The following is a 21,806-nucleotide window of genomic DNA, read 5'->3' as shown; positions in this document are numbered from 1 at the left end:
CGCCAGCGCCCCCGCACCTGGCAGACTCGACCCATGACCACGCTCAAGGCCAAGCTCAGGGAAGACCTCACCGACTCCATCAAGGCGCGCGACGAACTCCGCTCGTCCACGCTGCGACTGACCCTCACCGCCATCACCAAGGAGGAGGTCGCGGGCAAGGAAGCGCGCGAGCTCTCCGACGACGAAGTCCTCAAGGTGATCGCGAAGGAGGCGAAGAAGCGCCGCGAGGCCGCCGAGGCCTTCGCCCAGGGTGGCCGGACCGAGCAGGCCGCGCGCGAGGTGGCCGAGGGTGAGCTGCTCGACGCGTACCTGCCCAAGCAGCTCAGCGACGACGAGCTGACCGCGATCGTGGCGTCGGCCGTCGAGGAGGCCAGGGCCGCGGGCGCCGAGGGGCCGCGGGCGATGGGCGCCGTCATGAAGATCGTGAACCCGAAGGTCGCCGGGCTGGCGGAGGGCGGGCGCGTCGCCGCGACCGTCAAGAAGCTCCTCTCCTGACACCTGCGCACACATGAGGGAGGGCCCCGGTCGCGACTGCGACCGGGGCCCTCCCTCATATACGTCTGCGTACGCGCTACGGGCGGCGGCCCGTCGGCTCGCCCAGGATGCCCGCCGGGAGGCTGATGCCCGGGTCGGGCGTGCCCGGGCCGCCGCCCGGGGTGCCGGTGGTCATGCCCGCGATCGTCTGCCCGCCCGGCGCGCCGTCACCCGGCTTGCCGTCGCCGCCCGGCTTGCCGGGCTTGCCCTTGCCGGGCCGGTTCGCGGGCGGCGGGTTCTGGTTGTTGCGGCTGCCGCCGGAGGGGGTCGAGGGCTCCGGGATGTTGACCGTGGTGAAGGTCGGGGCCTCGCGCCCGGACAGCGCGCCCGAGACGGCGTCCTTCCAGATCGGGCCGGGCAGGCCGCCACCGAAGACCTTCGGGTAGTACTGCCCGCCGATGGTGATGTCCTCCATCGAGATCTTCTTCGCGCCGCCCGAGCCGACCCACACCGCGCCGGACATGTTCGGGGTGTAGCCGACGAACCAGGCGTTGTAGCGGTTGTCGGTGGTACCCGTCTTGCCCGCGCTGTCGCGGTCGGTCAGCCCGGCCTTCTCACCGGTACCGGAGTCGACCACTCCGCGCAGCAGCGTGTTGACGGTGTCGGCGGTCGTCTCCGACATCGCCTGGTCGCACTTGGACTTCGGCACCTGGAGCGCCTTGTTGTGCGAGTCGGTGATGGCCTCGATCGCGACCGGGGTGCAGTAGACGCCGCGGTTGGCGAAGGCGGCGTAGGCGTTGGCCATCGTCAGCGGGGACATCTCGGCCGAACCGAGCGCGATGGACGGGGACTCGGGGAGCTTCTCGCCGCTCGCCGGGACGACGTTCAGCTTCTGCGTCATCTCGGTGACCGGGCAGAGCCCGACCTCGCCGATCATCTGGACGAAGTACGTGTTGATGGACTTCTCCATCGCCGTCTTCAGCGCGTACGGGCCGTACTCCTCCTCGGTCTCGTTCTGCGCCTTCTCGTACTTCTTGGTCTTGGGGTCGCGCTCGTTGATGTAGTTCGTGCCGTCGCAGCGCGCGATCGGGCTCGGGTAGTCGATCTCGTACGGCGCCGGGTAGACCTTGGTCGGCAGCGTCCCGCGCTCCAGCGCCGCGGCGGCGATGAAGGGCTTGAAGGTCGAGCCCGTCTGGAAGCCGAAGTTGGAGCCGCCCATCCGCTTGTCCACGGAGTAGTTGATCTGCGTCTCGTTCTTCCCGAAGCCGTACGGCTTCGACTGACCCATCGCGAGCACCCGTCCGGTGCCCGGCTGGACCATGGTCACGGCCGTCGCGATCGAGTCGTCCGCGTAGACGTGCTCCTTGATCGAGGCGTTGGCCGCCTCCTGCGACTGCGGGTCCAGGGTGGTCCGTACGGTCAGGCCGCCCTGGTTCCAGAGCTTCGCGCGCTCCTCCCGGGTCTTGCCGAAGACCGTGTCGGTCAGGAAGGTGTTGCGCACGTAGTCGCAGAAGAAGCCCGCGCCCTTGACGGCCGTGATGCAGCCGTTCTTCGGGCGGGTCACCTTCAGGGTGACGGGCTTGAGCTTCGCCGCGTCCGCCTCCGCCTGCGAGATGTCCTTCATGTCGGCCATCCGCTGGAGGACGACATTGCGGCGCTTCATGGACTCGGCCGAGTCGTTGACCGGGTCGAAGCGGGTCGGCGACTGGACGATGCCCGCGAGCAGCGCGGCCTCGTCCAGGGTGAGGTCCTTGGCGGGCTTGCTGAAGTAGCGCTGCGCCGCCGACTCGATTCCGTACGCCTGCTGGCCGAAGTACGTGATGTTGAGGTAGTTCTCGAGGATCTTCTTCTTCCCGAGTTCCTCCTCGACCTGGATCGAGTACTTCAGCTCGCGGATCTTGCGCCCGAGGCTCTTCTCCTGGGCTTCGCGCACCTTGCTCTCGTCGTCGCCGGCCTCTTCGACGAAGACGTTCTTCACGTACTGCTGGGTGAGGGTGGAAGCGCCCTGTGCGGCGCCGCCCTCCTGCGCGTTGCGGTTCACGGCGCGCAGGATGCCCTTGAGGTCCACCGCGCCGTGTTCGTAGAAACGCGAGTCCTCGATCGCGACGATCGCCTTCTGCATGTAGGGCGAGATCGCGGTGAGCGGCACGACCTGACGGTCACGTGAATAGACAGTGGCGATCAAGCCACCTTCGGAGTCCAGAATCGTGGTGCGCTGGCTCAGCGGAGGTGTCTTCAGATTGGCCGGGATCTCGTCGAATCCCTCGACCGTGCCCTTGGCCGCGAGGCCCAGCGCGCCCGCGCCGGGGATCGCGATGCCGGCGAGCACGACTCCGGAGAGAACGGACACCCCGAGGAACCTGGCGGCCTGTTGGCTCCCCGAGAGCCCTCCGCTTGAGCGCTTCTTTCCCATGGAGGGCAGCCTACGTTCTCATTCGCCGGACACACGCGAATGCCTTGGCCTAAGCTGGCAACAACTGTCACAGCAGTGCGGCGCGACATCAACCCCGCGGCTTGTTTTTCACCCTTCCCGAATGGGGTGAACTCTTGTCCGAATCTCGCGCCCCTCTCAGGTGGCCCACCGTCGATTCACCCGAATTGCCGGAATGGTCGGGCATGTCGTCCGATCACTCCGTCGGGTGATCTGCCGCTTACCCATAGTCCGTTCGGACCATTCAAGATTGGGCCCGACGGGGGTGTTGCACTGTGTCCACCTTCCGTAACGTCCTCAACTGGTAGCGGTGAATATGCCGCTACCGCCGTGGGGGAGCCTCGATTCGGGAGAGGACGGCGCCGGGATGGGCTGGGTTACCGACTGGAGTGCGCAGGCAGCCTGCCGCACTACCGATCCGGATGAACTGTTCGTTCAAGGAGCGGCACAGAACAGGGCCAAGGCGGTGTGCACCGGATGTCCGGTGCGGACCGAATGCCTGGCCGACGCGCTCGACAATCGCGTCGAGTTCGGCGTGTGGGGCGGAATGACCGAGCGGGAGCGGCGCGCATTGCTGCGCAGGCGCCCCACCGTCACCTCGTGGCGACGGCTGCTCGAAACCGCCCGTACGGAGTACGAGCGCAGTACGGGCATCCTCACCGTGGATGTCGATGCGGAGGTTGATCTTCGGTTCGAGACGTACGCGGCAGCCGGGTAGACCCCCGCGCAGCCCGTCTACGCTCCGGCCGGTACCCCGGCCGCGAGCCGCTCTCCGATGGCCCGCAGCCCGGCGAGGTCGTGTACATCGCCGGGCAGGGCGGCCACTTCGGCCACCGCCACCTCGGGGTGCAGCGAGGTGAACCGATCGCGTGTGCGCCGCTCGCGCGCGATCACCTGCATGCGCTCGGCGTGCAGGCGCAGCAGACCAGCGGTGATCTCGTCCGCTGTGAAGTCCTTGTCGAAGTCGTCGTCCGCGCCCTCGTCCGCTGTGAACTCTTCGGCGGGGGAGCCGTCCGCGGCGGAGTCACGATGTCCAGCTTTCCCGGACTCCTGATCGACAATGCCGCCCTCTTCAAGATTCTCTGCGGCGGCCAACGCCCGCTCCGCCGAGAGCTGGTCGGCCCCGCTGCCGTGCACCCGGTTCAGCACGAGCCCGGCCAGCGGCATCCGTTCCGCGGCCAGCCGCTCCACGAAGTACGCCGCCTCGCGCACCGCGTCCGGCTCCGGCGCCGCGACCACGAGGAAGGCCGTACCGGGAGCCTGCAGCAGCCGGTACGTCGCGTCCGCGCGGGTCCGGAAGCCGCCGAACATCGTGTCCATCGCGGCCACGAAGGTCTGTACGTCCTTCAGCAGCGAGGCACCCATCAGCTTGCTCAGCGTGCCGGTCATCATCGACATGCCGACATTGAGGAACTTCATCCCGGCCCGGCCGCCGACCTTCGCCGGAGCCATCAGCACCCGGATGAACTTCCCGTCCAGGAAGGACCCCAGCCGCTTCGGCGCGTCGAGGAAGTCCAGCGCGGAGCGGCTCGGCGGGGTGTCGACGATGATCAGGTCCCAGTCGTCCCGGGCGCGCAGCTGCCCGAGCTTCTCCATCGCCATGTACTCCTGCGTGCCCGCGAACCCGGCCGACAGCGACTGGTAGAAGGGGTTGTCCAGGATGGCCTTCGCCCGCTCGCCGTCCGCGTGCCCCTCGACGATCTCGTCGAAGGTCCGCTTCATGTCCAGCATCATGGCGTGCAGTTCACCGCCGGGCTGGTCCGCGCCCGGTTCGCCGCCCACCCCGGCCACCCGCCGCGGGGTGTTGTCGAGCGTGTCGATCCCGAGGGACTGCGCCAGCCGGCGCGCCGGGTCGATGGTCAGGACGACCACCGTGCGCCCGCGCTCCGCCGCCCGTACGCCCAGTGCCGCGGCCGTGGTGGTCTTGCCGACGCCGCCCGACCCGCAGCACACGACGATCCGCGTGGCCGGATCGTCGAGCAGCGCGTCGACCGCCAGCCGCGGCGGAGTGTCCAGGCCCATGGTCCCCGTGCTCCCCAGGTTCTCGCTCATTCGGTCCCCACCTGACCCACCTGCTTGCGGAGTTCCGTCGCCAGCTCGTACAGCCCGGCCAGGTCCATCCCCGCGCCGAGCAGGGGGAGTTCGTACGCCGCCACGTCCAGCCCGTCCAGGACCGCCCGCTGCTCCCGCTCCAGCTCCACCCGGCCCGCGTGTTCCGCGGCCTGCTCCAGCAGCGGGTCCAGCAGCCGCTCCGCCAGGCCCCCGCGCCGCGCGCCGCCCAGGCCGGCCCGGGACAGCGACCGGGCCAGCTCGGCGCGGTGGTTCCCGGCGGCCGCCCGCAAGGTTCCCTCGTCCAGGTGGTGCGGTCGCATCATGTTGACGATGACCCGGCCGACCGGCAGCCCGACGGCGCGCAGTTCTGCGATGCCGTCCGCGGTCTCCTGGACCGGCATCTCCTCCAGCAGCGTCACCAGGTGCACGGCCGTCTCCGGGGACTTCAGCACCTTCATGACGGCCTGCGCCTGATTGTGGATCGGCCCGAACCGGGCCAGCCCCGCCACCTCGTCGTTGACGTTCAGGAAGCGGGTGATCCGCCCGGTCGGCGGCGCGTCCATCACCACGTGGTCGTAGACGAACCGGCCCGCCTTGTCCTTGCGCCGCACCGCCTCGCACGCCTTGCCGGTCAGCAGCACGTCCCGCAGCCCCGGCGCGATCGTGGTCGCGAAGTCGATGGCGCCCAGCTTCTTCAGGGCGCGCCCGGCCGAGCCGAGCTTGTAGAACATCTGGAGGTAGTCCAGCAGGGCCCGCTCCGCGTCGATCGCGAGCCCGAACACCTCACCGCCGCCCGGCGCGACGGCGATCTTCCGCTCCTCGTACGGGAGCGCCTCCGCCCCGAAGAGCTGTGCGATCCCCTGCCTGCCCTCCACCTCCACCAGAAGCGTGCGTCCGCCCTCGCGTGCGAGGGCGAGCGCGAATGCCGCGGCGACCGTGGTCTTTCCGGTGCCGCCCTTGCCGCTGACCACCTGGAGCCTGCTCACAGCGACCGAGCCTAATTCCTCGGTGGCGCTGTCGTGGGCGGCGGGGGCAGGACGGGTCGCGCATCACGTCCCGGGACAGGCACTACGCTCGCTCCCATGACCAAGAAGTTCGAATACGCGACCGTCCCGCTGCTGGTCCATGCCACCAAGCAGATCCTGGACACCTGGGGCGAGGACGGCTGGGAGCTGGTCCAGGTGGTGCCCGGACCGAACAACCCCGAGCAGCTCGTGGCCTACCTCAAGCGGGAGAAGGCATGACCGCCGGAGCCGTGGAAGCGCGGCTGGCCGAGCTGGGCCTGACGCTGCCCGACGTCGTCCCGCCGCTGGCCGCCTACCAGCCGGCCGTGCGCTCGGGTGCGTACGTCCACACCGCGGGCCAGCTCCCGATGGTGAAGGGCAGCATGCCGGTCACCGGCAAGGTCGGTGCGGAAGTCTCGCCCGAGCAGGCCAAGGAACTGGCCGCCGTGTGCGCGCTGAACGCCCTGGCCGCCGTGAAGTCCGTCGTGGGTGACCTCGACCGGATCGCGCGCGTCGTGAAGGTCGTCGGCTTCGTGGCCTCCGCGCCCGACTTCACCGGGCAGCCGGGCGTGCTGAACGGCGCGAGCGAGCTGCTGGGCGAGGTGCTCGGCGAGCGCGGCGTGCACGCGCGCAGCGCCGTCGGCGTCGCGGTGCTGCCGCTGGACGCACCCGTCGAGGTCGAGATCCTGGTGGAGCTGACCCCCGACGAGGTCTAGTACCCGTCACACCCCGTTGAGAACTCGAGAGCCCCCGCCCCTCCCACGAGGGGCGGGGGCTCTCGAACATCCCGCCGGTTACCCGTAGCATCCCGCCATGCCGAAAGATCCGCACGGCCAGTCGCCCAGCGAGCCCTCCGCCCCCGGCGGCCAGTGGTACCCGCCCGAGTGGCCCGACCGCATCCGCGCCCTCGCCGACGGGACGCTGACCCCCGTCGCGCCCAAGCGGGCGGCGACGGTGATGCTGCTGCGCGACGACCAGAGCGGCGCGGGCGGCGTCGGCCCCGCCGTGCACATGCTGCGCCGCCGCGCCTCGATGGCCTTCGCCGGAGGCGCGTACGCCTATCCGGGCGGCGGCGTCGACCCGCGCGACGAGGACCACCGGATCGGCTGGGCGGGCCCCGCCCTCGCCGACTGGGCCGCCCGCATGGGCACGGACACCGCCACCGCCCAGGCCATCATCTGCGGCGCGGTCCGCGAGACCTTCGAGGAGGCCGGGGTGCTGCTCGCGGGCGAGAGCCCCGACACCGTCGTCGGCGACACCACCGGGGACGACTGGGAGGCCGACCGGCGGGCGCTGGTCGCCCGGGAGGTGTCCTTCGCCGAGTTCCTGGACCGCCGGGGCCTGCTGCTGCGCTCCGACCTGCTGGGCGCCTGGGCCCGCTGGATCACCCCGGAGTTCGAGCCGCGCCGCTACGACACCTGGTTCTTCGTGGCCGCGCTCCCGGCCGGCCAGCGCACCCGCAACGCCTCCACGGAGGCCGACCGGACGGTGTGGATCCGCCCGGCCGAGGCCGCCGCGGGCTACGACAAGGGCGAGCTGCTGATGATGCCGCCGACCATTTCCACCCTGCGCTCGCTGGAGCCGTACGGGAGCGCCGCCGAGGCGCTCGCCGCGGCCGCGGGGCAGGACCTGGCCCCGGTGCTGGCCCGGGCGGTGCTGGAGGACGGTGAGGTGGTGCTCAGCTGGCCGGGCCACGACGAGTTCACCAAGCGGGTCCGCCAGGGAGGCACCTCGTGACCGACGCCGCCGCCCTGCCGGGCCAGCCGCGCGGAACCGTCACCTCCGGTCCCGCCACCGCCCGCGCGGTCAACGTACTGGCCCCCAACGCCTCCGCGATGACCCTGGACGGCACCAACACCTGGCTGGTCTCCGAACCGGACTCCGACCTCGCCGTGGTCATCGACCCCGGTCCGCTGGACGAGGGCCACCTCCAGGGCGTGATCGACACGGCCGAGCGGGCGGGCAAGCGGATCGCGCTGACCCTGCTCACGCACGGCCACTTCGACCACGCCGAGGGCGCGGGCCGCTTCGCCGAGCTGACCGGCACCAAGGTGCGCGCCCTCGACCCCGCGCTCCGCCTCGGCGACGAGGGCCTGGCGGGCGGCGACGTCATCCGGGTCGGCGGTCTGGAGCTGCGGGTCGTGCCCACCCCGGGCCACACCGGGGACTCGCTCTGCTTCCACCTCCCGGCCGACCGCGCCGTCCTGACCGGGGACACCGTCCTCGGCCGCGGCACCACGGTGGTGGCCCACCCCGACGGGCGGCTCGGCGACTACCTCGACTCGCTGCGCCGGCTGCGCTCCCTGACCGTCGACGACGGGGTGCGGACCGTCCTGCCGGGCCACGGGCCGGTCCTGGAGGACGCGCAGGGCGCCGTGGAGTTCTACCTCGCCCACCGCGCGCACCGGCTCGCCCAGGTCGAGACGGCCGTGGAGAACGGCTTCGCCACCCCCGAGCAGGTCGTCGCCCACGTCTACGCCGATGTGGACCCCTCGCTGTGGCCGGCCGCCGAGTGGTCCGTACGCGCCCAGCTGGAGTACCTGCGCGAGCACGGCCTGATCCCGGGCGGCCCGGAAACGTACAGCTGACGCACCGCTCACGGCCCCGTCAGCGCGGGGTCCGGCGGCCGTGCCGGGCGGTGTACTCGGCGGCGAGCCACGGCCCGAGGTCGTCGAGGTGCGTGCGCAGGACACCGCGGTCGCAGCCCGGGGCCAGGCCCTCGGCGGCCGCGGCCCGCATCTGGGCCGCGCGGCCGGGGTAGTACCCGCCGAAGACCTCCGCGGACTCGGCCAGATCGCTGGTCCAGCCGCCCCACCGGGGCATGACCAGGGTGAATCCGGTGCGCACGAGCCGGCGTGCGAGGAAACGGTTCAGCTTGAGCAGCTCGGCGTCCGTCCGCGCCGCCGCGGCCCGCTCGCGCGCGGCGGCGAGTACGTCGTCCAGGTCACCGTTGGTCTCCCGGGCGAGCAGGGCGTCCGGGCGGTAGCGCGGCAGGTGCTCGGCCAGGTCGGCGCCGAGCAGCGGGGTGCACAGGCAGGCGAGGAACCACCCCAGGTCGTGCCGTTCCGCCTCGCTGAGCAGGGTCTCCTTGCCGTAGAGCAGGATCCCCACGCCGTCGATCCCCGCGAAGTCCAGGTCGAGCCCGCGCGCGAGCACCTCGGCGGTGTCCCGGTCCTCACCGGAGGGCTCGCGGTGCAGGGCGAGCAGCAGATCGAGGTCGGAGCGGCCGGGCCGGGCGGTGCCGCGCGGTACGGACCCGTACAGGTAGGCGCTGTGCAGCCGCCGGCCGTACGCCTCGGCGATCCGGGTCCGCGCGGCGGCGACCACGTCCCGGAAGGGCGCGGCGACCCGTCCGAGCGAGCCCTCGCGTTCGATGAACCCCTCGGAGTCCAGCCCTCTGTGTCCCAGTCCCATGTGGATCACTGTGACATCCCGGCTCCGGCGCCCGGCGCAGGCCCGGGCGCGCGAAAGGGGGCACGCGAAAGGAGGCACGAAAGGGGGCCCTGCCCTCGCGGGCGGGACCCCCTTCACGGGTGTCGTGCGCGGACGGCCGTCAGCGCGAGCGCTTCGCCAGCCGCTCCACGTCCAGCAGGATCACGGCACGCGCTTCGAGGCGCAGCCAGCCGCGCCCGGCGAAGTCGGCCAGAGCCTTGTTCACGGTCTCGCGGGAGGCGCCGACGAGCTGTGCCAGCTCTTCCTGCGTCAGGTCGTGCACGACGTGGATGCCCTCTTCGGACTGCACGCCGAAGCGGCGCGACAGGTCCAGGAGCGCCCGGGCCACGCGGCCCGGAACGTCGGAGAAGACCAGGTCGGACATCTGGTCGTTGGTCTTGCGCAGGCGGCGGGCGACGGCGCGCAGCAGCGCGGTCGCGACCTCGGGCCGGGCGTTCAGCCAGGGCTGGAGGTCGCCGTGGCCGAGGCCGAGCAGCTTGACCTCGGTCAGCGCGGTCGCCGTGGCGGTGCGCGGTCCCGGGTCGAACAGGGACAGCTCACCGATCAGCTCGCCGGGGCCGAGCACGGCCAGCATGTTCTCGCGGCCGTCGGGCGAGGTGCGGTGCAGCTTCACCTTGCCCTCGGTCACCACATACAGGCGGTCGCCGGGATCGCCCTCGTGGAACAGGGCGTCACCGCGGGCGAGGGTCACCTCGCCCATGGATGCGCGGAGCTCCGCGGCCTGCTCGTCATCGAGCGCCGCGAAGAGCGGGGCGCGCCGCAGAACGTCGTCCACGAGTCTCTCTCCTATGTCGACCGGCGTCAGGGGACCTTCGTCCCCCATTTTGCCGGACGCCTTAAACAGTGCGATCAGTCACTCAAGTCACAAGGATGCCGGACATACGGGTGTGCTGTGCGGCGAGAGGCCAATCGGAGTGGTGTTACCAGAGGTCCGGGCGGGTGTCAGCGCCCGGCCTTAGGCTGGCCGGGTGTCCAATAAGCCGGTGAGAGCACAGGCCAAGGGGTCCGCGGGTGTGACCGCGACCCATAATTCTGCTGTGGGCGAACAGACCCCTTCCGGGTCCGCTCCGGAGGGTCCGCCGCCCGAGAAGAGTAAAGTTTCGGCCAAGAAGCCTGCTGCGAAGACGGTGAAGCCCGCGGTTAAGGCGGCGAAAGCGGAATCCCACCTCGGCATGGTCCGGCGCGCCCGCCGGATCAACCGCGAGCTGGCCGAGCTGTACCCGTACGCCCATCCGGAACTGGACTTCCGCAATCCCTTCGAGCTGCTCGTCGCCACCGTGCTGTCCGCGCAGACCACCGACCTGCGGGTGAACCAGACCACCCCGGCCCTCTTCGCCGCCTACCCCACGCCCGAGGACATGGCGCAGGCAGTGCCCGAGGAACTGGAGCAGATCATCCGGCCGACCGGGTTCTTCCGGGCGAAGGCGAAGTCCCTGCTCGGCCTCTCCACGGCGCTGCGGGACAACTTCGGCGGCGAGGTCCCGGGCCGGATCGAAGACCTGGTCACCCTGCCCGGCGTGGGGCGCAAGACCGCCAATGTCGTCCTGGGCAATGCCTTCGGCGTTCCGGGGATCACGGTCGACACCCACTTCGGCCGTCTGGTGCGCCGCTGGAAGCTGACCGAGCAGGAGGACCCGGAGAAGGTCGAGGCGGAGATCTGCGCGATCTTCCCGAAGAGCGAGTGGACGATGCTCTCGCACCGGGTCGTCTTCCATGGCCGCCGGATCTGCCACTCCCGCAAGCCCGCCTGCGGCGCCTGCCCGATCGCGCCGCTCTGCCCTTCGTACGGCGAGGGCGAGACCGACCCGGAGAAGGCGAAGCTGCTGCTCAAGTACGAGATGGGCGGGCACCCGGGCCAGCGGCTGGCCCCGCCCGCCGACTATCCGGGCCGCCCGGCGGCCCCGCTCGGCGCGGGGGCGTGAGGCCGCGGGCCACGCCGATGTGCTGAGCAGTCCTGAGGAACGAAACCGGCCACGGACCGCGTTGTCCCGGTGTCGGAAGTACAGGGAGCATGGGTGCCTATGACGCGCGGGACGCAGGACGACAGCGTGACCACCGAGACCCGGGCCCGCACCGGACCCGGGCCGGGCCACGGAGACGGCACCGGCGGGGCCGCGGCCCCCGGCGGGGTCGAGGTCAGCACGCACGGGCTGCCCGGCTGGCTCGACCCCGTCGTGGCGGCCGCCCGGACCGTCCGGCCGACCCAGCTGAGCCGCTTCCTGCCCCCCGAGGACGGCGCGGGCCGCCAGTCCGCCGTCCTGGTCCTCTTCGGCGAGGGCCCCCGCGGCCCCGAGCTGCTGCTCATGGAGCGCGCCGGAACCCTGCGCTCCCACGCGGGCCAGCCGTCCTTCCCGGGCGGCGCCCTCGACCCGCAGGACGGCGACCCGCACACCACCGGCCCGCTGCGGGCCGCCCTGCGCGAGGCCGAGGAGGAGACCGGGCTGGATCCGGCCGGAGTACAGCTCTTCGGCGTGCTGCCCCGCCTCTACATCCCGGTCAGCGAGTTCGTCGTGACCCCCGTGCTCGGCTGGTGGCGCGCGCCCAGCCCGGTCGGGGCCGTGGACCTCGCGGAGACCGCCCGGGTCTTCACGGTTCCCGTGGCGGATCTCACGGATCCCGCGCACCGGGTCACCGTCGTCCATCCCGGCGGCTACCAAGGCCCCGCATTCCAGGTCGAATCGGCCCTGGTCTGGGGTTTCACCGCCGGAGTGATCGACCGGATCCTTCATTTCGCCGGCTGGGAGCAGCCGTGGGACCGCGCACGCGAGGTCCCCCTCGACTGGCGCGCATGAGACGGTGGCCCACGTGAACGTGCTGGACATCCTGTTGCTGGTCGCCGCCGTGTGGTTCGCGATCGTGGGCTACCGCCAGGGGTTCGTCGTCGGCATTCTGTCGGTGACCGGCTTCCTCGGCGGCGGTCTCATCGCCGTGTCCCTGCTCCCGCTCGTCTGGGACCAGGTGACCGACGACAAGGCCAAGGTGTCGACCACCATGGCCGTCGTCGCGGTGGTCGTCGTCATCGTCTGCGCCTCGATCGGCCAGGCCTTCACCACGCACCTGGGCAACCGGCTGCGCCGCTACATCACCTGGTCACCGGCCCGCGTGGTCGACGCGACCGGCGGCGCCCTGGTGAACGTCATGGCGATGCTGCTGGTGGCCTGGCTGATCGGCTCCGCGCTGGCCGGGACGTCACTTCCCACGCTGGGCAAGGAGGTCCGTAACTCCAAGGTGCTCCTCGGCGTGTCGCGGGTGCTGCCCGACCAGGCCAACACGTGGTTCTCGGACTTCAGTTCCGTGCTCGCGCAGAACGGCTTCCCGCAGGTCTTCAGCCCGTTCTCGAACGAACCGATCACCGCGGTGAAGCCGCCCGACCCGGAGCTCGCCCGCGGCCCGGTCGCCGAGCGCGCCAAGCTCTCCATCGTCAAGGTGGTCGGTACGGCGCCCAGTTGCAGCAAGGTGCTGGAGGGCTCCGGATTCGTCTTCGCCCCCGGCAAGGTCATGACGAACGCGCACGTCGTCGGAGGGGTCGGCGAGCCGACCGTCCAGATCGGCGGCGAGGGCAAGCTCTATGACGGCAAGGTCGTGCTCTACGACTGGGAGCGCGACATCGCCGTCCTGGACGTGCCCAAGCTGAAGGCGCCGGCGCTCGAATTCGCCGAGAAGGACGCGGCGAGCGGCTTCGACGCGATCGTCGCCGGGTTCCCGGAGAACGGCGCGTACGACGTGCGCCCGGCCCGCGTCCGCGGCCGGATCAATGCCAACGGCCCGGACATCTACCACCGTGGCACCGTCCGCCGTGACGTCTACTCGCTCTACGCGACGGTCCGCCAGGGCAACTCCGGCGGCCCGCTGCTGGCGCCCGACGGCAAGGTGTACGGGGTCGTCTTCGCGAAGTCGCTCGACGACCCGAACACCGGGTACGCGCTGACGGCGGACGAGGTCCGCGACGACATCAGGAACGGCAGGACGGCCCAGCGCCGGATCGACAGCCAGGGCTGCGCCCTCTGAGCCCGCCGCGCACGTCCCCGCGTACGTCCTGAGCCGTACGCGTACGTCCTGAGCCGTACGCGTACGTCGCCTACGCCTGCGCCTGCCTGCGCCGTCTACGGCTGCGCCCTCTACGTGCGTGGATGGCGCAGGCGCGCCGAGACCCAGCGGGCCCGGCGGCGCAGGATCAGGGGGATTCCGAGTCGGGGGTCGTGACCATGGCCCTGCCGGCCGACCCTCTCGTGGGTGCCCGGCGCCGTGGCCGTGCGTCGTTCGCGTGCGGAGTCACCGTAGTCGTGCGTCCAGCCCATACTCCGACCTCTGCCCGTGCCCCAAGGTCCGTAATCGCGTCGGGGTCGGCCAATTGGCCTATGCGGCGGGCAAGTGAACGTTCGTAGCACAAGCGTTCCGGTTCGGTGGTCCCGGCGGAGCTCCGGTCAACGGTCCGTCAGCGGTCCGTAGGCGGTTCATGGGCGCGGGCCCCGGCGAGCGGCGAACGGGAGGTCAGCGGTCCGGTTCCGGGTCCTTGAGCCAGTTCACCAGCTCGGTGGAGAAGACGTCCGGTGCCTCCTCGTGCGGGAAGTGCCCGAGACCGTCGAACAGCCGCCACCGGTAGGGCGCTTCGACGTACTGCCCGGAACCGGCCGCGCTGCGCGTGCGCATCACCGGGTCGAGCGAGCCGTGCACGTGCAGCGTCGGCACCCGTACCGGCCGCTTCATCCGGCGGTTGAACTGGAGGCCGTCCGGCCGGGCCATGGAGCGCATCATCCAGCGGTAGGGCTCGATCGAGCAGTGCGCGGTGGACGGGATGCACATCGCGCGCCGGTAGGCGTCGATGGCCGCCTCCTCGGCGACGGCGTCCGCGCCCTCCCGGGGCAGCGGGCCCGACCATTCGCGGATCAGTTCGCCGACCAGCGCGCCCTCGTCGGCGACGAGCTGCCGCTCGGGGATGAACGGGCGCTGGAAGCCCCAGATGTGCGAACTGGCGCGGGTCTGTCCGAAGTCGGACAGCATCGCCGAGCGCCAGCGGCGCGGGTGCGGCATGGAGGAGACGACGAGCCGCCGCACCAGCTTGGGCCGCATGACGGCGGCGGTCCAGGCGAGGTACCCGCCCAGGTCGTGTCCGACGAGCGCGGCGTCGGGCTCGCCGAGCGAGCGGATCACCCCGGTGACGTCCAGGGCGAGGTTGGCGGGATCGTAACCGCGCGGGGTGCGGTCGCTGCCGCCCACCCCGCGCAGGTCCATCGCGACCGCGCGGTAGCCCGCGTCGGCGAGCGCCACCAGCTGGTGCCGCCAGGTCCACCAGAACTGCGGGAACCCGTGGAGCAGCAGGACCAGCGGCCCCTCGCCCAGCTCGGCGACATGGAACCGGGCGCCGTTGGCGGCGACGTCCCGGTGGGTCCAGGGGCCGTCGATCCGCACCGGCGAGGCAGCCGGGGGCGGGGTGCTGCTGGGGTCCGGTGTGGGCGCTGTCATGAAGACGAGCGTGCCACACCCACCGCCTTGTCACTGACCGGCCGCGGGTGCGGCTTGACGGTCCCGACGACCGCCGCGGTCTGCTTGACGGAGGCGATGGACCGCTCCGGCGGCTTGACCTTCTTGAACTTCGACACGGCGAGCAGCGCGAGCAGGCCCGCGAGCAGCAGGAACGCTCCGCCGACGATCAGGAACGACCAGGCCAGGCCGAGGCCGAGGGCGTGGATCCCGTAGGCGGCCGCGAAGCTCAGCACCGGCAGCGAGAAGATTCCGAGCACTCCGGCGATACCGATGGCGGTGGCACCGATGCCCACGCGCTTGACGTCCTGGCGCAGCTCCGCCTTCGCGAGGGCGATCTCGTCGTGCACCAGGGCGGACATCTCGGCTGTGGCCGAGGCGACCAGCTGGCCGAGTGTGCGCTCGGCCCCTTGCGCCCCTTGGTCCACTGCGCTCATCGCTCTCTCCCTCATTCGTCTGCCGGCGACGGCTGTCCTCCGTCAGTCAGATCATGCCGGACGGTCGCCTCCGGCGGGGGACCCGGTGGCACCCGCGGTGGCCGCATCAGCCCCTTCGGCGGGTCCTTCGGCGGCTCCTTCGGCGGGTCCTCCGGTGGCGGCGGCCGCGGCCCGGCGGCGGTGTTCCGCGGCCTTGTCCTCGTAGATCTTCGCCATCCGCAGGTGGTACTCCGGCTTGTTCTCCTCGTAGATGTCCGGAATGCCGTCGAGGTCCTCGTCGCGCTCCTCGTCGTCGATGAGGGCCTTGTACTTGCGGTTGCGGAGCTTGAGCATCACACCGGCGAGCACGGCCGCGATCAGCGAGCCCATCAGGACGGCGGCCTTCACCTCGTCGGTGAGCGTCTGGTCGTCGGTGAAGGCGAGTTCACCGATCAGCAGGGAGACGGTGAAACCGATGCCCGCGAGCGAGGCGACCGCGAAGACGTCGGGCCAGGCGAGGTCGTCGTTCAGCTCGGCCTTGGTGAAGCGGGCGGCGAGCCAGGTGCCGCCGAAGATGCCGATGGTCTTGCCGACGACCAGGCCGAGCACCACGCCGAGGGTTTCGGGCCGGGTGAAGACCTGCCCGATCGACTCGTCCGAGAGGGAGACGCCCGCCGAGAAGAGGGCGAAGAGCGGGACGGCCAGCCCGGCGGACACGGGCCGGACCAGGTGCTCGATGTGCTCGCCGGGGGAGTGCTCCTCGCCGTCCCCCCGGCTGCAGCGGAGCATCAGGCCCATGGCGACGCCGGCGATGGTCGCGTGCACGCCGCTGTTGTACATCAGGCCCCAGATGACCAGGGCGAGCGGGACGTAGACGTACCAGCCGCGGACGTTCTTGCGCAGCAGGAACCAGAAGAGGACGAGGCCGACGACCGCGCCGCCGAGCGCCAGGAAGTTGATCTCGCTGGTGAAGAACACCGCGATGATCAGGATGGCGAACAGGTCGTCGACGACGGCCAGGGTCAGCAGGAACGCGCGCAGGGCGGACGGCAGTGAGGTGCCGATGACGGCGAGGACGGCGAGCGCGAAGGCGATGTCGGTGGCGGTGGGGACCGCCCATCCGTCCGTCGAGCCGTTGCCGAAGACGTTGACCGCCACGTAGACCAGCGCGGGCACGGCCATGCCGCAGATGGCGGCGATGACCGGCAGGGCGGCGGCCTTGGCGTCGCGCAGGTCGCCGGCGACCAGTTCGCGCTTCAGCTCGATGCCCGCGACGAAGAAGAAGACCGCGAGCAGTCCGTCGGCTGCCCAGTGCTGGAGCGAGAGGTCCAGGCCCAGGGAGGCGGGGCCGATGTGGAAGCCGCGGACGTCGGCGTAGCTGTCGGCCAGGGCGGGGATGTTCGCCCACATCAGGGCGGCGATGGCGGCCACGAGGAGCAGGACGCCGCCGACGGTCTCGGCGCGCAGTGCGTCGGCCACGAACCGGCGCTCGGGGAGCGAGAGCCTGCCGAGGAACTTGCGGCCGGGCTGCTGGTCGGTGGGGTGGGGCGCGGCCACGTGGGGACCTCCGGGGTCGGTTGGACGGCATGACGAAGCACGTTGCCGACCAGACTTCCCGGCGCACCCTGTGGATCAAATATTTACGTTCCTAATACTTTACAGGGGGCACGCAAGGGATGTATCCGGCGATCATCACCTTAAGTGCGAAAGGGGCGCCCGGCGCGTTGTGCGCCGGACGCCCCTTTCGGTGGCCGCTCAGGTGTGTCAGTCCTCGCTGCCCGCGCTGGGCAGCTGGGTCTGGATCAGGTCCATGACCGAGGAGTCCGCGAGCGTGGTGACGTCACCGACCGCCCGGTTCTCCGCCACGTCGCGCAGCAGGCGGCGCATGATCTTGCCGGAGCGGGTCTTCGGCAGCTCCTGGACTGGCAGGATCCGCTTCGGCTTGGCGATCGGGCCGAGGGTGGCGCCCACGTGGTTCCGCAGTTCCGCGACCAGGGTGTCGGTCTCGGCGGCGCTGCCGCGCAGGATGACGAAGGCCACGATGGCCTGGCCGGTGGTCTCGTCCGCCGCGCCGACCACGGCCGCCTCGGCGACCGCGGGGTGCGAGACGAGGGCCGACTCGACCTCGGTGGTCGAGATGTTGTGGCCGGACACCAGCATCACGTCGTCGACCCGGCCGAGCAGCCAGATGTCGCCGTCGTCGTCCTTCTTGGCGCCGTCACCGGCGAAGTACTTGCCCTGGAAGCGGGACCAGTAGGTGTCGATGAACCGCTGGTCGTCGCCCCAGATGGTGCGCAGCATCGAGGGCCACGGCTCGGTGAGGACCAGGTAGCCGCCACCGCCGTTGGGGACCTCGTTGCCCTCGTCGTCCACGACGGTGGCGCCGATGCCGGGCAGCGCGCGCTGGGCCGAACCCGGCTTGGTCGCGGTGACACCGGGCAGCGGCGAGATCATCATGGCGCCGGTCTCGGTCTGCCACCACGTGTCGACGATCGGGCAGCGGTCACCGCCGATGTTCTTGCGGTACCACATCCAGGCCTCGGGGTTGATCGGCTCGCCGACCGATCCCAGCACGCGCAGGCTCGACAGGTCGAACTTCGCGGGGATGTCGTCGCCCCACTTCATGAACGTCCGGATGGCCGTCGGCGCGGTGTAGAGGATGGTGACGCCGTACTTCTGCACGACCTCCCAGAACCGCCCCTGGTGCGGGGTGTCGGGGGTGCCCTCGTACATCACCTGGGTGGCGCCGTTGGCGAGCGGCCCGTAGACGATGTAGGAGTGCCCGGTCACCCAGCCGATGTCGGCGGTGCACCAGTAGACGTCGGTCTCCGGCTTGAGGTCGAAGACGGCGTGGTGGGTGTACGAGGCCTGCGTGAGGTAGCCGCCCGAGGTGTGCAGGATGCCCTTCGGCTTCCCCGTGGTGCCCGAGGTGTAGAGGATGAAGAGCGGGTGCTCCGCGTCGAAGGCCTCGGGGGTGTGCTCGGCGGACTGGCGGCCGACGACATCGTGCCACCAGACGTCCCGGCCTTCGGAGAAGGCGGTGTCCTGGCCGGTGCGCCGGACCACGAGCACGTGCTCGACCTGCGGGCACTTGGCCACGGCTTCGTCGATGGCGGGCTTGAGCGCGGTGGGCTTGCCGCGGCGGTAGCCGCCGTCGGCGGTGATGACGAGCTTGGCGTCGGCGTCCTGGATGCGGGAGGCGACGGCGTCGGCGGAGAAACCGCCGAAGACCACGGAGTGGGCGGCGCCGAGCCGGGCGCACGCGAGCATCGCGACGACGGCCTCGGGGATCATCGGCAGGTAGACGGCGACCCGGTCGCCGGTGCGCACACCCAGCTCGGTCAGGGCGTTGGCGGCCCGGGAGACCTCGTCCTTGAGCTCGGCGTAGGTGATCGAGCGGCTGTCGCCGGGCTCGCCCTCGAAGTGGATGGCCACCCGGTCGCCGTTGCCGGCCTCGACGTGACGGTCCACGCAGTTGTAGGCGACGTTCAGCTTGCCGTCCGCGAACCACTTCGCGAAGGGCGGGTTGCTCCAGTCGAGCGTCTCGGTGGGCTCGGCGGCCCAGCTCAGCCGACGTGCCTGCTCGGCCCAGAAGCCCAGCCTGTCCGCGTCGGCCTGTTCGTACGCCGCGGCCGTCACATTGGCGGCGGTGGCCAGATCGGCGGGCGGTGCGAACCGCCGCTCCTCCTTGAGCAGGTTGGCCAGGCTGTCATTGCTCACGACATCTCCCTTTCCCAGGGTGTCCGTTGTGTCCCCGGGTATAGCTCATCAGGTCAGACACCCAGGTGACAAGACCTTGCCGAGAATTGGTTTAGACCTATACCACGGTGGGCTGGGTGCCCCGGCCCCTGGGCGGGCAGGCACCGATGGCCCCTCCCCGCGATCTCGCGGGAAGGGGCCATCGGGGGCGTTCGAGGAGGGAGCGTAGCGGTTCAGGCGTGCGTGGCCGTCCTGGGCGGGGCAGGAGCATCCCGCTTGGCCGTTTTTGCCCCCTTGGTGTCCGGCAGGACACTGTCGAAGACCCGGCAGTCGAAGAAGTCCTCGCCCGGCGAGAGCAGATAGGCCTGGGCCTCGCCGACATGGAAGTACATGCCGTGGAGTTCCAGCGTGCCCTCGGCCAGCCTGCGCGCCACCGACTCGTGGGCCCGCAGGTGCTCCAGCTGCTGCACCACATTGGTCAGACACAGCTGCTCCACGGCGTCCGCGGGCAGCCGGCCCGAGATCCGCACCCAGGCGTGGTGCCGGCTCGCCATCCTGGCCAGGCTCGGCAGCCCGTGCCGCAGCCAGCGCCGCAACGGGGTCATCGGCGCGCCCGGCGCCGCGTTGAGCAGCGCCTGCATCGCCCCGCACCCCGAATGTCCGCACACGGTGATGCTGTCCACCCGGAGCACGTCCACCGCGTATTCGATGGCGGCCGCGACGGAGTCGTCGGTGGACTCCGCGCCGGGCAGCGGCACCAGATTGCCGACATTGCGGACGGTGAACAGGTCGCCCGGCCCGCTGGCCGTGATCATGCTGGTCACCAGACGGGAGTCCGCGCAGGTCAGGAAGAGCTGCGAGGGGCTCTGCCCCTCGCGCGCCAGCCGGGCCAGCTCGTCCCGGACGTGCGGGGCGGTGTCGCGCTGGAAGGCGCCGATCCCGTTGGCCAGTTGGCCCGCTCCCCGGCGGCGCGGCCCGGCGGCGGGGCGGGCGGCCCGGGCGGACTCGGCGGCCTGTTCCCGAGCGGAGTCGGCCGACGGCTCCTGTTCCGCCGCCGCTGCCCCCGTCTCTGCCGCCTCCGTGCGGTGGTCACAGTGGTTCTGCCACGGGGTCCAGGGGCGGCAGCAGTGGTGCGCCCCGCGCTGCGCCCGGTCGGGCTCGCCGATCCGCGCTCCGGAGCGGCCGGTGATCTCCACCGAACCGCCGTGCGCCAGATGGGAGTCCTGCCAGTCCTGGAGGGTCTCGTAGGCCGCGTGGTCGATGAAGGAGCCGTCCAGCTCGATCACCGCGTGCCCGTGCTGCGGGATCTGGCCCAGCACCCGGCTGAGCCGGGGCACCGCGAGGAAGGTCAACTGGCCGCGCGCCCACACCCGGTGGACCGCGCCGTCGTCCTGCACCTCCAGGGTGATCCGGGTGCGCGCCAGCCGGTGCAGGGCGATGGCGACGGCCACCGCGATCCCGACGGCCACGCCTTCGAGCACCCCGCCGAGCACCACGGCGGTGATGGTCGTGAGGTAGACGACGATCTCCCGGTGGCGGGTGACATTGCGCAGCCGCGTGATGCTGGCCATCTGGACGCCCACGGCCATGACGAGCGCGGCCAGCGCGGCGAGCGGGATCAGGTCCAGGACGGGGACGAGCAGCCCGGCCGCGAGCACCACCCAGAGCCCGTGCAGCATCGACGACCTGCGGCTGACCGCACCGGACTTGACGTTGGCCACGCTGCGGATGGCCCCGCCGGCGACCGGCAGTCCGCCCAGCGCGCCGGAGACGATGTTCGCCAGGCCCTGGCCGCGCAGTTCCCGGTTGAGGTCGGCGCGCGCCGGGCGGCCGTCCGTACCGCGGCTGGAGGCGATCAGCTTGTCGGTGGCGACCGAGGACAGCAGCGACTCCACGCTGCCGACCAGGGTGACGGTCAGCACCGCCGCGAGGATGCCGAGGACGGGCCCCTCGGGCAGCTCGGGCAGGGCGTGACTGCTCCAGGACGGCAGGTCGACCCGGGGCAGGCTGAGCCCGCCGAAGGCCGCGAAGGCGGTGGCCGCGGCGACGGCCGCGAGCGCCGCCGGCACCTTGCGCAGCGCCCGCCCGGCCCGCCCGGGCAGCCGCGGCCAGGCGAGCAGCACGGTCAGGGTGAGCGCACTGACGGCGAGCGCCCACGGGTGGAGGTCGGCCAACTGGGCGGGCAGCCCCAGCACATTGGCCACGGCGGAACTCTGCGGGGTGCCGCCGAGCACGATGTGGAGCTGGGCGATCGCGATCGTCACGCCGACGCCCGCGAGCATCCCGTGGACGATGGACGGGCTGACCATGAGGGCCGAGCGGGCGGTGCGCAGCAGGGCCAGGCCCAGCTGGCAGAGCCCCGCGAGCACGGTGATGGCGCAGGTGGTGCGCCAGCCGTAGCGCTGGATCAACTCGGCGGTGACGACGGTGAGTCCGGTGGCGGCACCGCTCACCTGGAGCGGGGCCCCGCCGAACCGTCCGGCGACGATCCCGCCCACCGCCGCGGCCACGAGTCCCGCCTCCAGCGGGGCGCCGGTGGCGAGGGCGATGCCCAGGGAGAGTGGCAGGGCGATCAGGAAGACGGCGGCGGAGGCGGACAGGTCGGCGGCGAAGCCGGGCGGGAGCCGGGGTGGACCCCCGGGTGGCGCCGGGGGCGGGGAGCCGTGGTGGGTGGGGCGCGTGGGGGCGCTGGCGGTCATGTCCCGTCTCCTCTGGGGGCAGGGGTGAAGCGGCGGGAGTCTCAACACTCGGTAAATGGATGGTAATGCAGAGTAAAGGCTGCGCCTAGACATAGGG

At 71.4% G+C, this 21,806-nt stretch carries 20 protein-coding genes; 9 read left to right on the top strand and 11 right to left on the bottom strand.

Annotation, left to right across the window (positions count from 1 at the left end; translation table 11 throughout):
* Positions 1-33: 33 nt before the first annotated feature.
* Positions 34-495, top strand: a complete 462-nt coding sequence (locus OHS33_RS16870) for a GatB/YqeY domain-containing protein (RefSeq protein WP_330331231.1) — start codon at positions 34-36, stop codon at positions 493-495.
* Positions 496-571: 76 nt separating this feature from the next.
* Here OHS33_RS16870 and OHS33_RS16865 read toward each other — a convergent pair whose 3' ends face one another.
* Entirely contained in the window at positions 572-2,887 is a 2,316-nt protein-coding gene (locus tag OHS33_RS16865; protein ID WP_330331230.1) for a transglycosylase domain-containing protein, read from the bottom strand.
* A gap of 385 nt (positions 2,888-3,272) precedes the next feature.
* Here OHS33_RS16865 and OHS33_RS16860 point away from each other — a divergent pair, with 385 nt between their 5' ends.
* Positions 3,273-3,623, top strand: a complete 351-nt coding sequence (locus OHS33_RS16860; protein WP_330331229.1) for a WhiB family transcriptional regulator — start codon at positions 3,273-3,275, stop codon at positions 3,621-3,623.
* 17 nt (positions 3,624-3,640) lie between these two features.
* Here OHS33_RS16860 and OHS33_RS16855 read toward each other — a convergent pair whose 3' ends face one another.
* Together OHS33_RS16855 and OHS33_RS16850 are read right to left on the bottom strand one after the other, a co-directional pair.
* Positions 3,641-4,957, bottom strand: a complete 1,317-nt coding sequence (locus OHS33_RS16855) for an ArsA family ATPase (protein ID WP_443065312.1) — start codon at positions 4,955-4,957, stop codon at positions 3,641-3,643.
* Complete coding sequence (locus OHS33_RS16850; protein WP_330331228.1) at positions 4,954-5,943, bottom strand: ArsA family ATPase; 990 nt, start codon at positions 5,941-5,943, stop codon at positions 4,954-4,956. The genes OHS33_RS16855 and OHS33_RS16850 overlap by 4 nt, the downstream gene beginning before the upstream one ends.
* 96 nt (positions 5,944-6,039) lie before the next feature.
* On the opposite strand from OHS33_RS16850, the gene OHS33_RS16845 reads away from it, so the two are divergent.
* From OHS33_RS16845 to OHS33_RS16830, 4 genes are all read left to right on the top strand, one after another.
* The gene (locus tag OHS33_RS16845) at positions 6,040-6,201 is read left to right on the top strand and encodes a DUF4177 domain-containing protein (RefSeq protein WP_007264966.1); all 162 of its coding nucleotides are present in this window, start codon (positions 6,040-6,042) and stop codon (positions 6,199-6,201) included.
* Complete coding sequence (locus OHS33_RS16840) at positions 6,198-6,677, top strand: RidA family protein (RefSeq protein WP_330331227.1); 480 nt, start codon at positions 6,198-6,200, stop codon at positions 6,675-6,677. The genes OHS33_RS16845 and OHS33_RS16840 overlap by 4 nt, the downstream gene beginning before the upstream one ends.
* A 97-nt stretch (positions 6,678-6,774) precedes the next feature.
* Positions 6,775-7,698, top strand: a complete 924-nt coding sequence (locus tag OHS33_RS16835) for an NUDIX hydrolase (RefSeq protein WP_330331226.1) — start codon at positions 6,775-6,777, stop codon at positions 7,696-7,698.
* Complete coding sequence (locus OHS33_RS16830; RefSeq protein WP_330331225.1) at positions 7,695-8,549, top strand: MBL fold metallo-hydrolase; 855 nt, start codon at positions 7,695-7,697, stop codon at positions 8,547-8,549. The genes OHS33_RS16835 and OHS33_RS16830 overlap by 4 nt, the downstream gene beginning before the upstream one ends.
* Before the next feature lie 19 nt (positions 8,550-8,568).
* Here the strand turns inward: OHS33_RS16830 and OHS33_RS16825 are convergent, their stop codons facing one another.
* The gene (locus OHS33_RS16825) at positions 8,569-9,375 is read right to left on the bottom strand and encodes a nucleotidyltransferase domain-containing protein (protein WP_330331224.1); all 807 of its coding nucleotides are present in this window, start codon (positions 9,373-9,375) and stop codon (positions 8,569-8,571) included.
* Positions 9,376-9,514: 139 nt separating this feature from the next.
* A complete protein-coding gene (locus OHS33_RS16820) occupies positions 9,515-10,189 on the bottom strand; it encodes a Crp/Fnr family transcriptional regulator (RefSeq protein ID WP_003981529.1) in 675 nt (224 codons plus the stop codon).
* Positions 10,190-10,451: 262 nt separating this feature from the next.
* On the opposite strand from OHS33_RS16820, the gene nth reads away from it, so the two are divergent.
* From nth to OHS33_RS16805, 3 genes are all read left to right on the top strand, one after another.
* Positions 10,452-11,336 carry an endonuclease III gene (gene nth / locus OHS33_RS16815; RefSeq protein ID WP_443065311.1) on the top strand — a complete coding sequence of 295 codons (885 nt, stop codon included), beginning with the start codon at positions 10,452-10,454 and terminating at the stop codon, positions 11,334-11,336.
* Positions 11,337-11,435: 99 nt separating this feature from the next.
* Positions 11,436-12,206: an NUDIX hydrolase gene (locus tag OHS33_RS16810; protein ID WP_443065451.1), complete on the top strand. Its 771-nt coding sequence runs from the start codon at positions 11,436-11,438 to the stop codon at positions 12,204-12,206.
* 13 nt (positions 12,207-12,219) lie between these two features.
* On the top strand, positions 12,220-13,422 hold the full coding sequence (locus tag OHS33_RS16805) for a MarP family serine protease (RefSeq protein WP_330331221.1): 1,203 nt from the start codon (positions 12,220-12,222) through the stop codon (positions 13,420-13,422).
* Between the two features lie 110 nt (positions 13,423-13,532).
* Here OHS33_RS16805 and OHS33_RS16800 read toward each other — a convergent pair whose 3' ends face one another.
* The 6 genes from OHS33_RS16800 to OHS33_RS16775 form a co-directional block, all read right to left on the bottom strand.
* Positions 13,533-13,712, bottom strand: coding sequence for a hypothetical protein (locus OHS33_RS16800; RefSeq protein ID WP_330331220.1), 180 nt, complete (start codon positions 13,710-13,712; stop codon positions 13,533-13,535).
* 193 nt (positions 13,713-13,905) lie between these two features.
* Positions 13,906-14,877: an alpha/beta fold hydrolase gene (locus tag OHS33_RS16795; protein WP_330331219.1), complete on the bottom strand. Its 972-nt coding sequence runs from the start codon at positions 14,875-14,877 to the stop codon at positions 13,906-13,908.
* Positions 14,874-15,332: a phage holin family protein gene (locus OHS33_RS16790; RefSeq protein WP_330331218.1), complete on the bottom strand. Its 459-nt coding sequence runs from the start codon at positions 15,330-15,332 to the stop codon at positions 14,874-14,876. The genes OHS33_RS16795 and OHS33_RS16790 overlap by 4 nt, the downstream gene beginning before the upstream one ends.
* A 51-nt stretch (positions 15,333-15,383) precedes the next feature.
* Positions 15,384-16,868, bottom strand: coding sequence for a Na+/H+ antiporter NhaA (gene nhaA / locus OHS33_RS16785; protein ID WP_330331217.1), 1,485 nt, complete (start codon positions 16,866-16,868; stop codon positions 15,384-15,386).
* A 207-nt stretch (positions 16,869-17,075) separates the two neighbouring features.
* Positions 17,076-19,073 (bottom strand): acetate--CoA ligase, encoded by a 1,998-nt coding sequence (gene acs / locus OHS33_RS16780; protein ID WP_330335080.1) that lies wholly within the window; start codon positions 19,071-19,073, stop codon positions 17,076-17,078.
* A 170-nt stretch (positions 19,074-19,243) separates the two neighbouring features.
* The gene (locus OHS33_RS16775) at positions 19,244-21,709 is read right to left on the bottom strand and encodes a SulP family inorganic anion transporter (protein ID WP_330331216.1); all 2,466 of its coding nucleotides are present in this window, start codon (positions 21,707-21,709) and stop codon (positions 19,244-19,246) included.
* Positions 21,710-21,806 lie beyond the last annotated feature (97 nt).

Origin of the sequence: Streptomyces sp. NBC_00536, from assembly GCF_036346295.1 — a bacterium.
Lineage (GTDB): Bacteria > Actinomycetota > Actinomycetes > Streptomycetales > Streptomycetaceae > Streptomyces.
The sequence above is the reverse complement of the archived record's forward strand: the minus strand, read 5'-3'. Positions and strand labels throughout refer to the sequence as shown.

Excerpts from the sequence above, each read along its gene's own strand:
- OHS33_RS16835 (WP_330331226.1), top strand. The coding sequence starts at position 6,775 with ATGCCGAAAGATCCGCACGGCCAGTCGCCCAGCGAGCCCTCCGCCCCC.
- OHS33_RS16845 (WP_007264966.1), top strand. The coding sequence starts at position 6,040 with ATGACCAAGAAGTTCGAATACGCGACCGTCCCGCTGCTGGTCCATGCC.
- OHS33_RS16810 (WP_443065451.1), top strand. The coding sequence starts at position 11,436 with ATGACGCGCGGGACGCAGGACGACAGCGTGACCACCGAGACCCGGGCC.
- OHS33_RS16870 (WP_330331231.1), top strand. The coding sequence starts at position 34 with ATGACCACGCTCAAGGCCAAGCTCAGGGAAGACCTCACCGACTCCATC.
- OHS33_RS16865 (WP_330331230.1), bottom strand. The coding sequence starts at position 2,887 with ATGGGAAAGAAGCGCTCAAGCGGAGGGCTCTCGGGGAGCCAACAGGCC.
- OHS33_RS16795 (WP_330331219.1), bottom strand. The coding sequence starts at position 14,877 with ATGACAGCGCCCACACCGGACCCCAGCAGCACCCCGCCCCCGGCTGCC.
- OHS33_RS16800 (WP_330331220.1), bottom strand. The coding sequence starts at position 13,712 with ATGGGCTGGACGCACGACTACGGTGACTCCGCACGCGAACGACGCACG.
- OHS33_RS16860 (WP_330331229.1), top strand. The coding sequence starts at position 3,273 with ATGGGCTGGGTTACCGACTGGAGTGCGCAGGCAGCCTGCCGCACTACC.
- OHS33_RS16855 (WP_443065312.1), bottom strand. The coding sequence starts at position 4,957 with ATGAGCGAGAACCTGGGGAGCACGGGGACCATGGGCCTGGACACTCCG.
- OHS33_RS16775 (WP_330331216.1), bottom strand. The coding sequence starts at position 21,709 with ATGACCGCCAGCGCCCCCACGCGCCCCACCCACCACGGCTCCCCGCCC.
- OHS33_RS16840 (WP_330331227.1), top strand. The coding sequence starts at position 6,198 with ATGACCGCCGGAGCCGTGGAAGCGCGGCTGGCCGAGCTGGGCCTGACG.
- OHS33_RS16790 (WP_330331218.1), bottom strand. The coding sequence starts at position 15,332 with ATGAGCGCAGTGGACCAAGGGGCGCAAGGGGCCGAGCGCACACTCGGC.
- OHS33_RS16825 (WP_330331224.1), bottom strand. The coding sequence starts at position 9,375 with ATGGGACTGGGACACAGAGGGCTGGACTCCGAGGGGTTCATCGAACGC.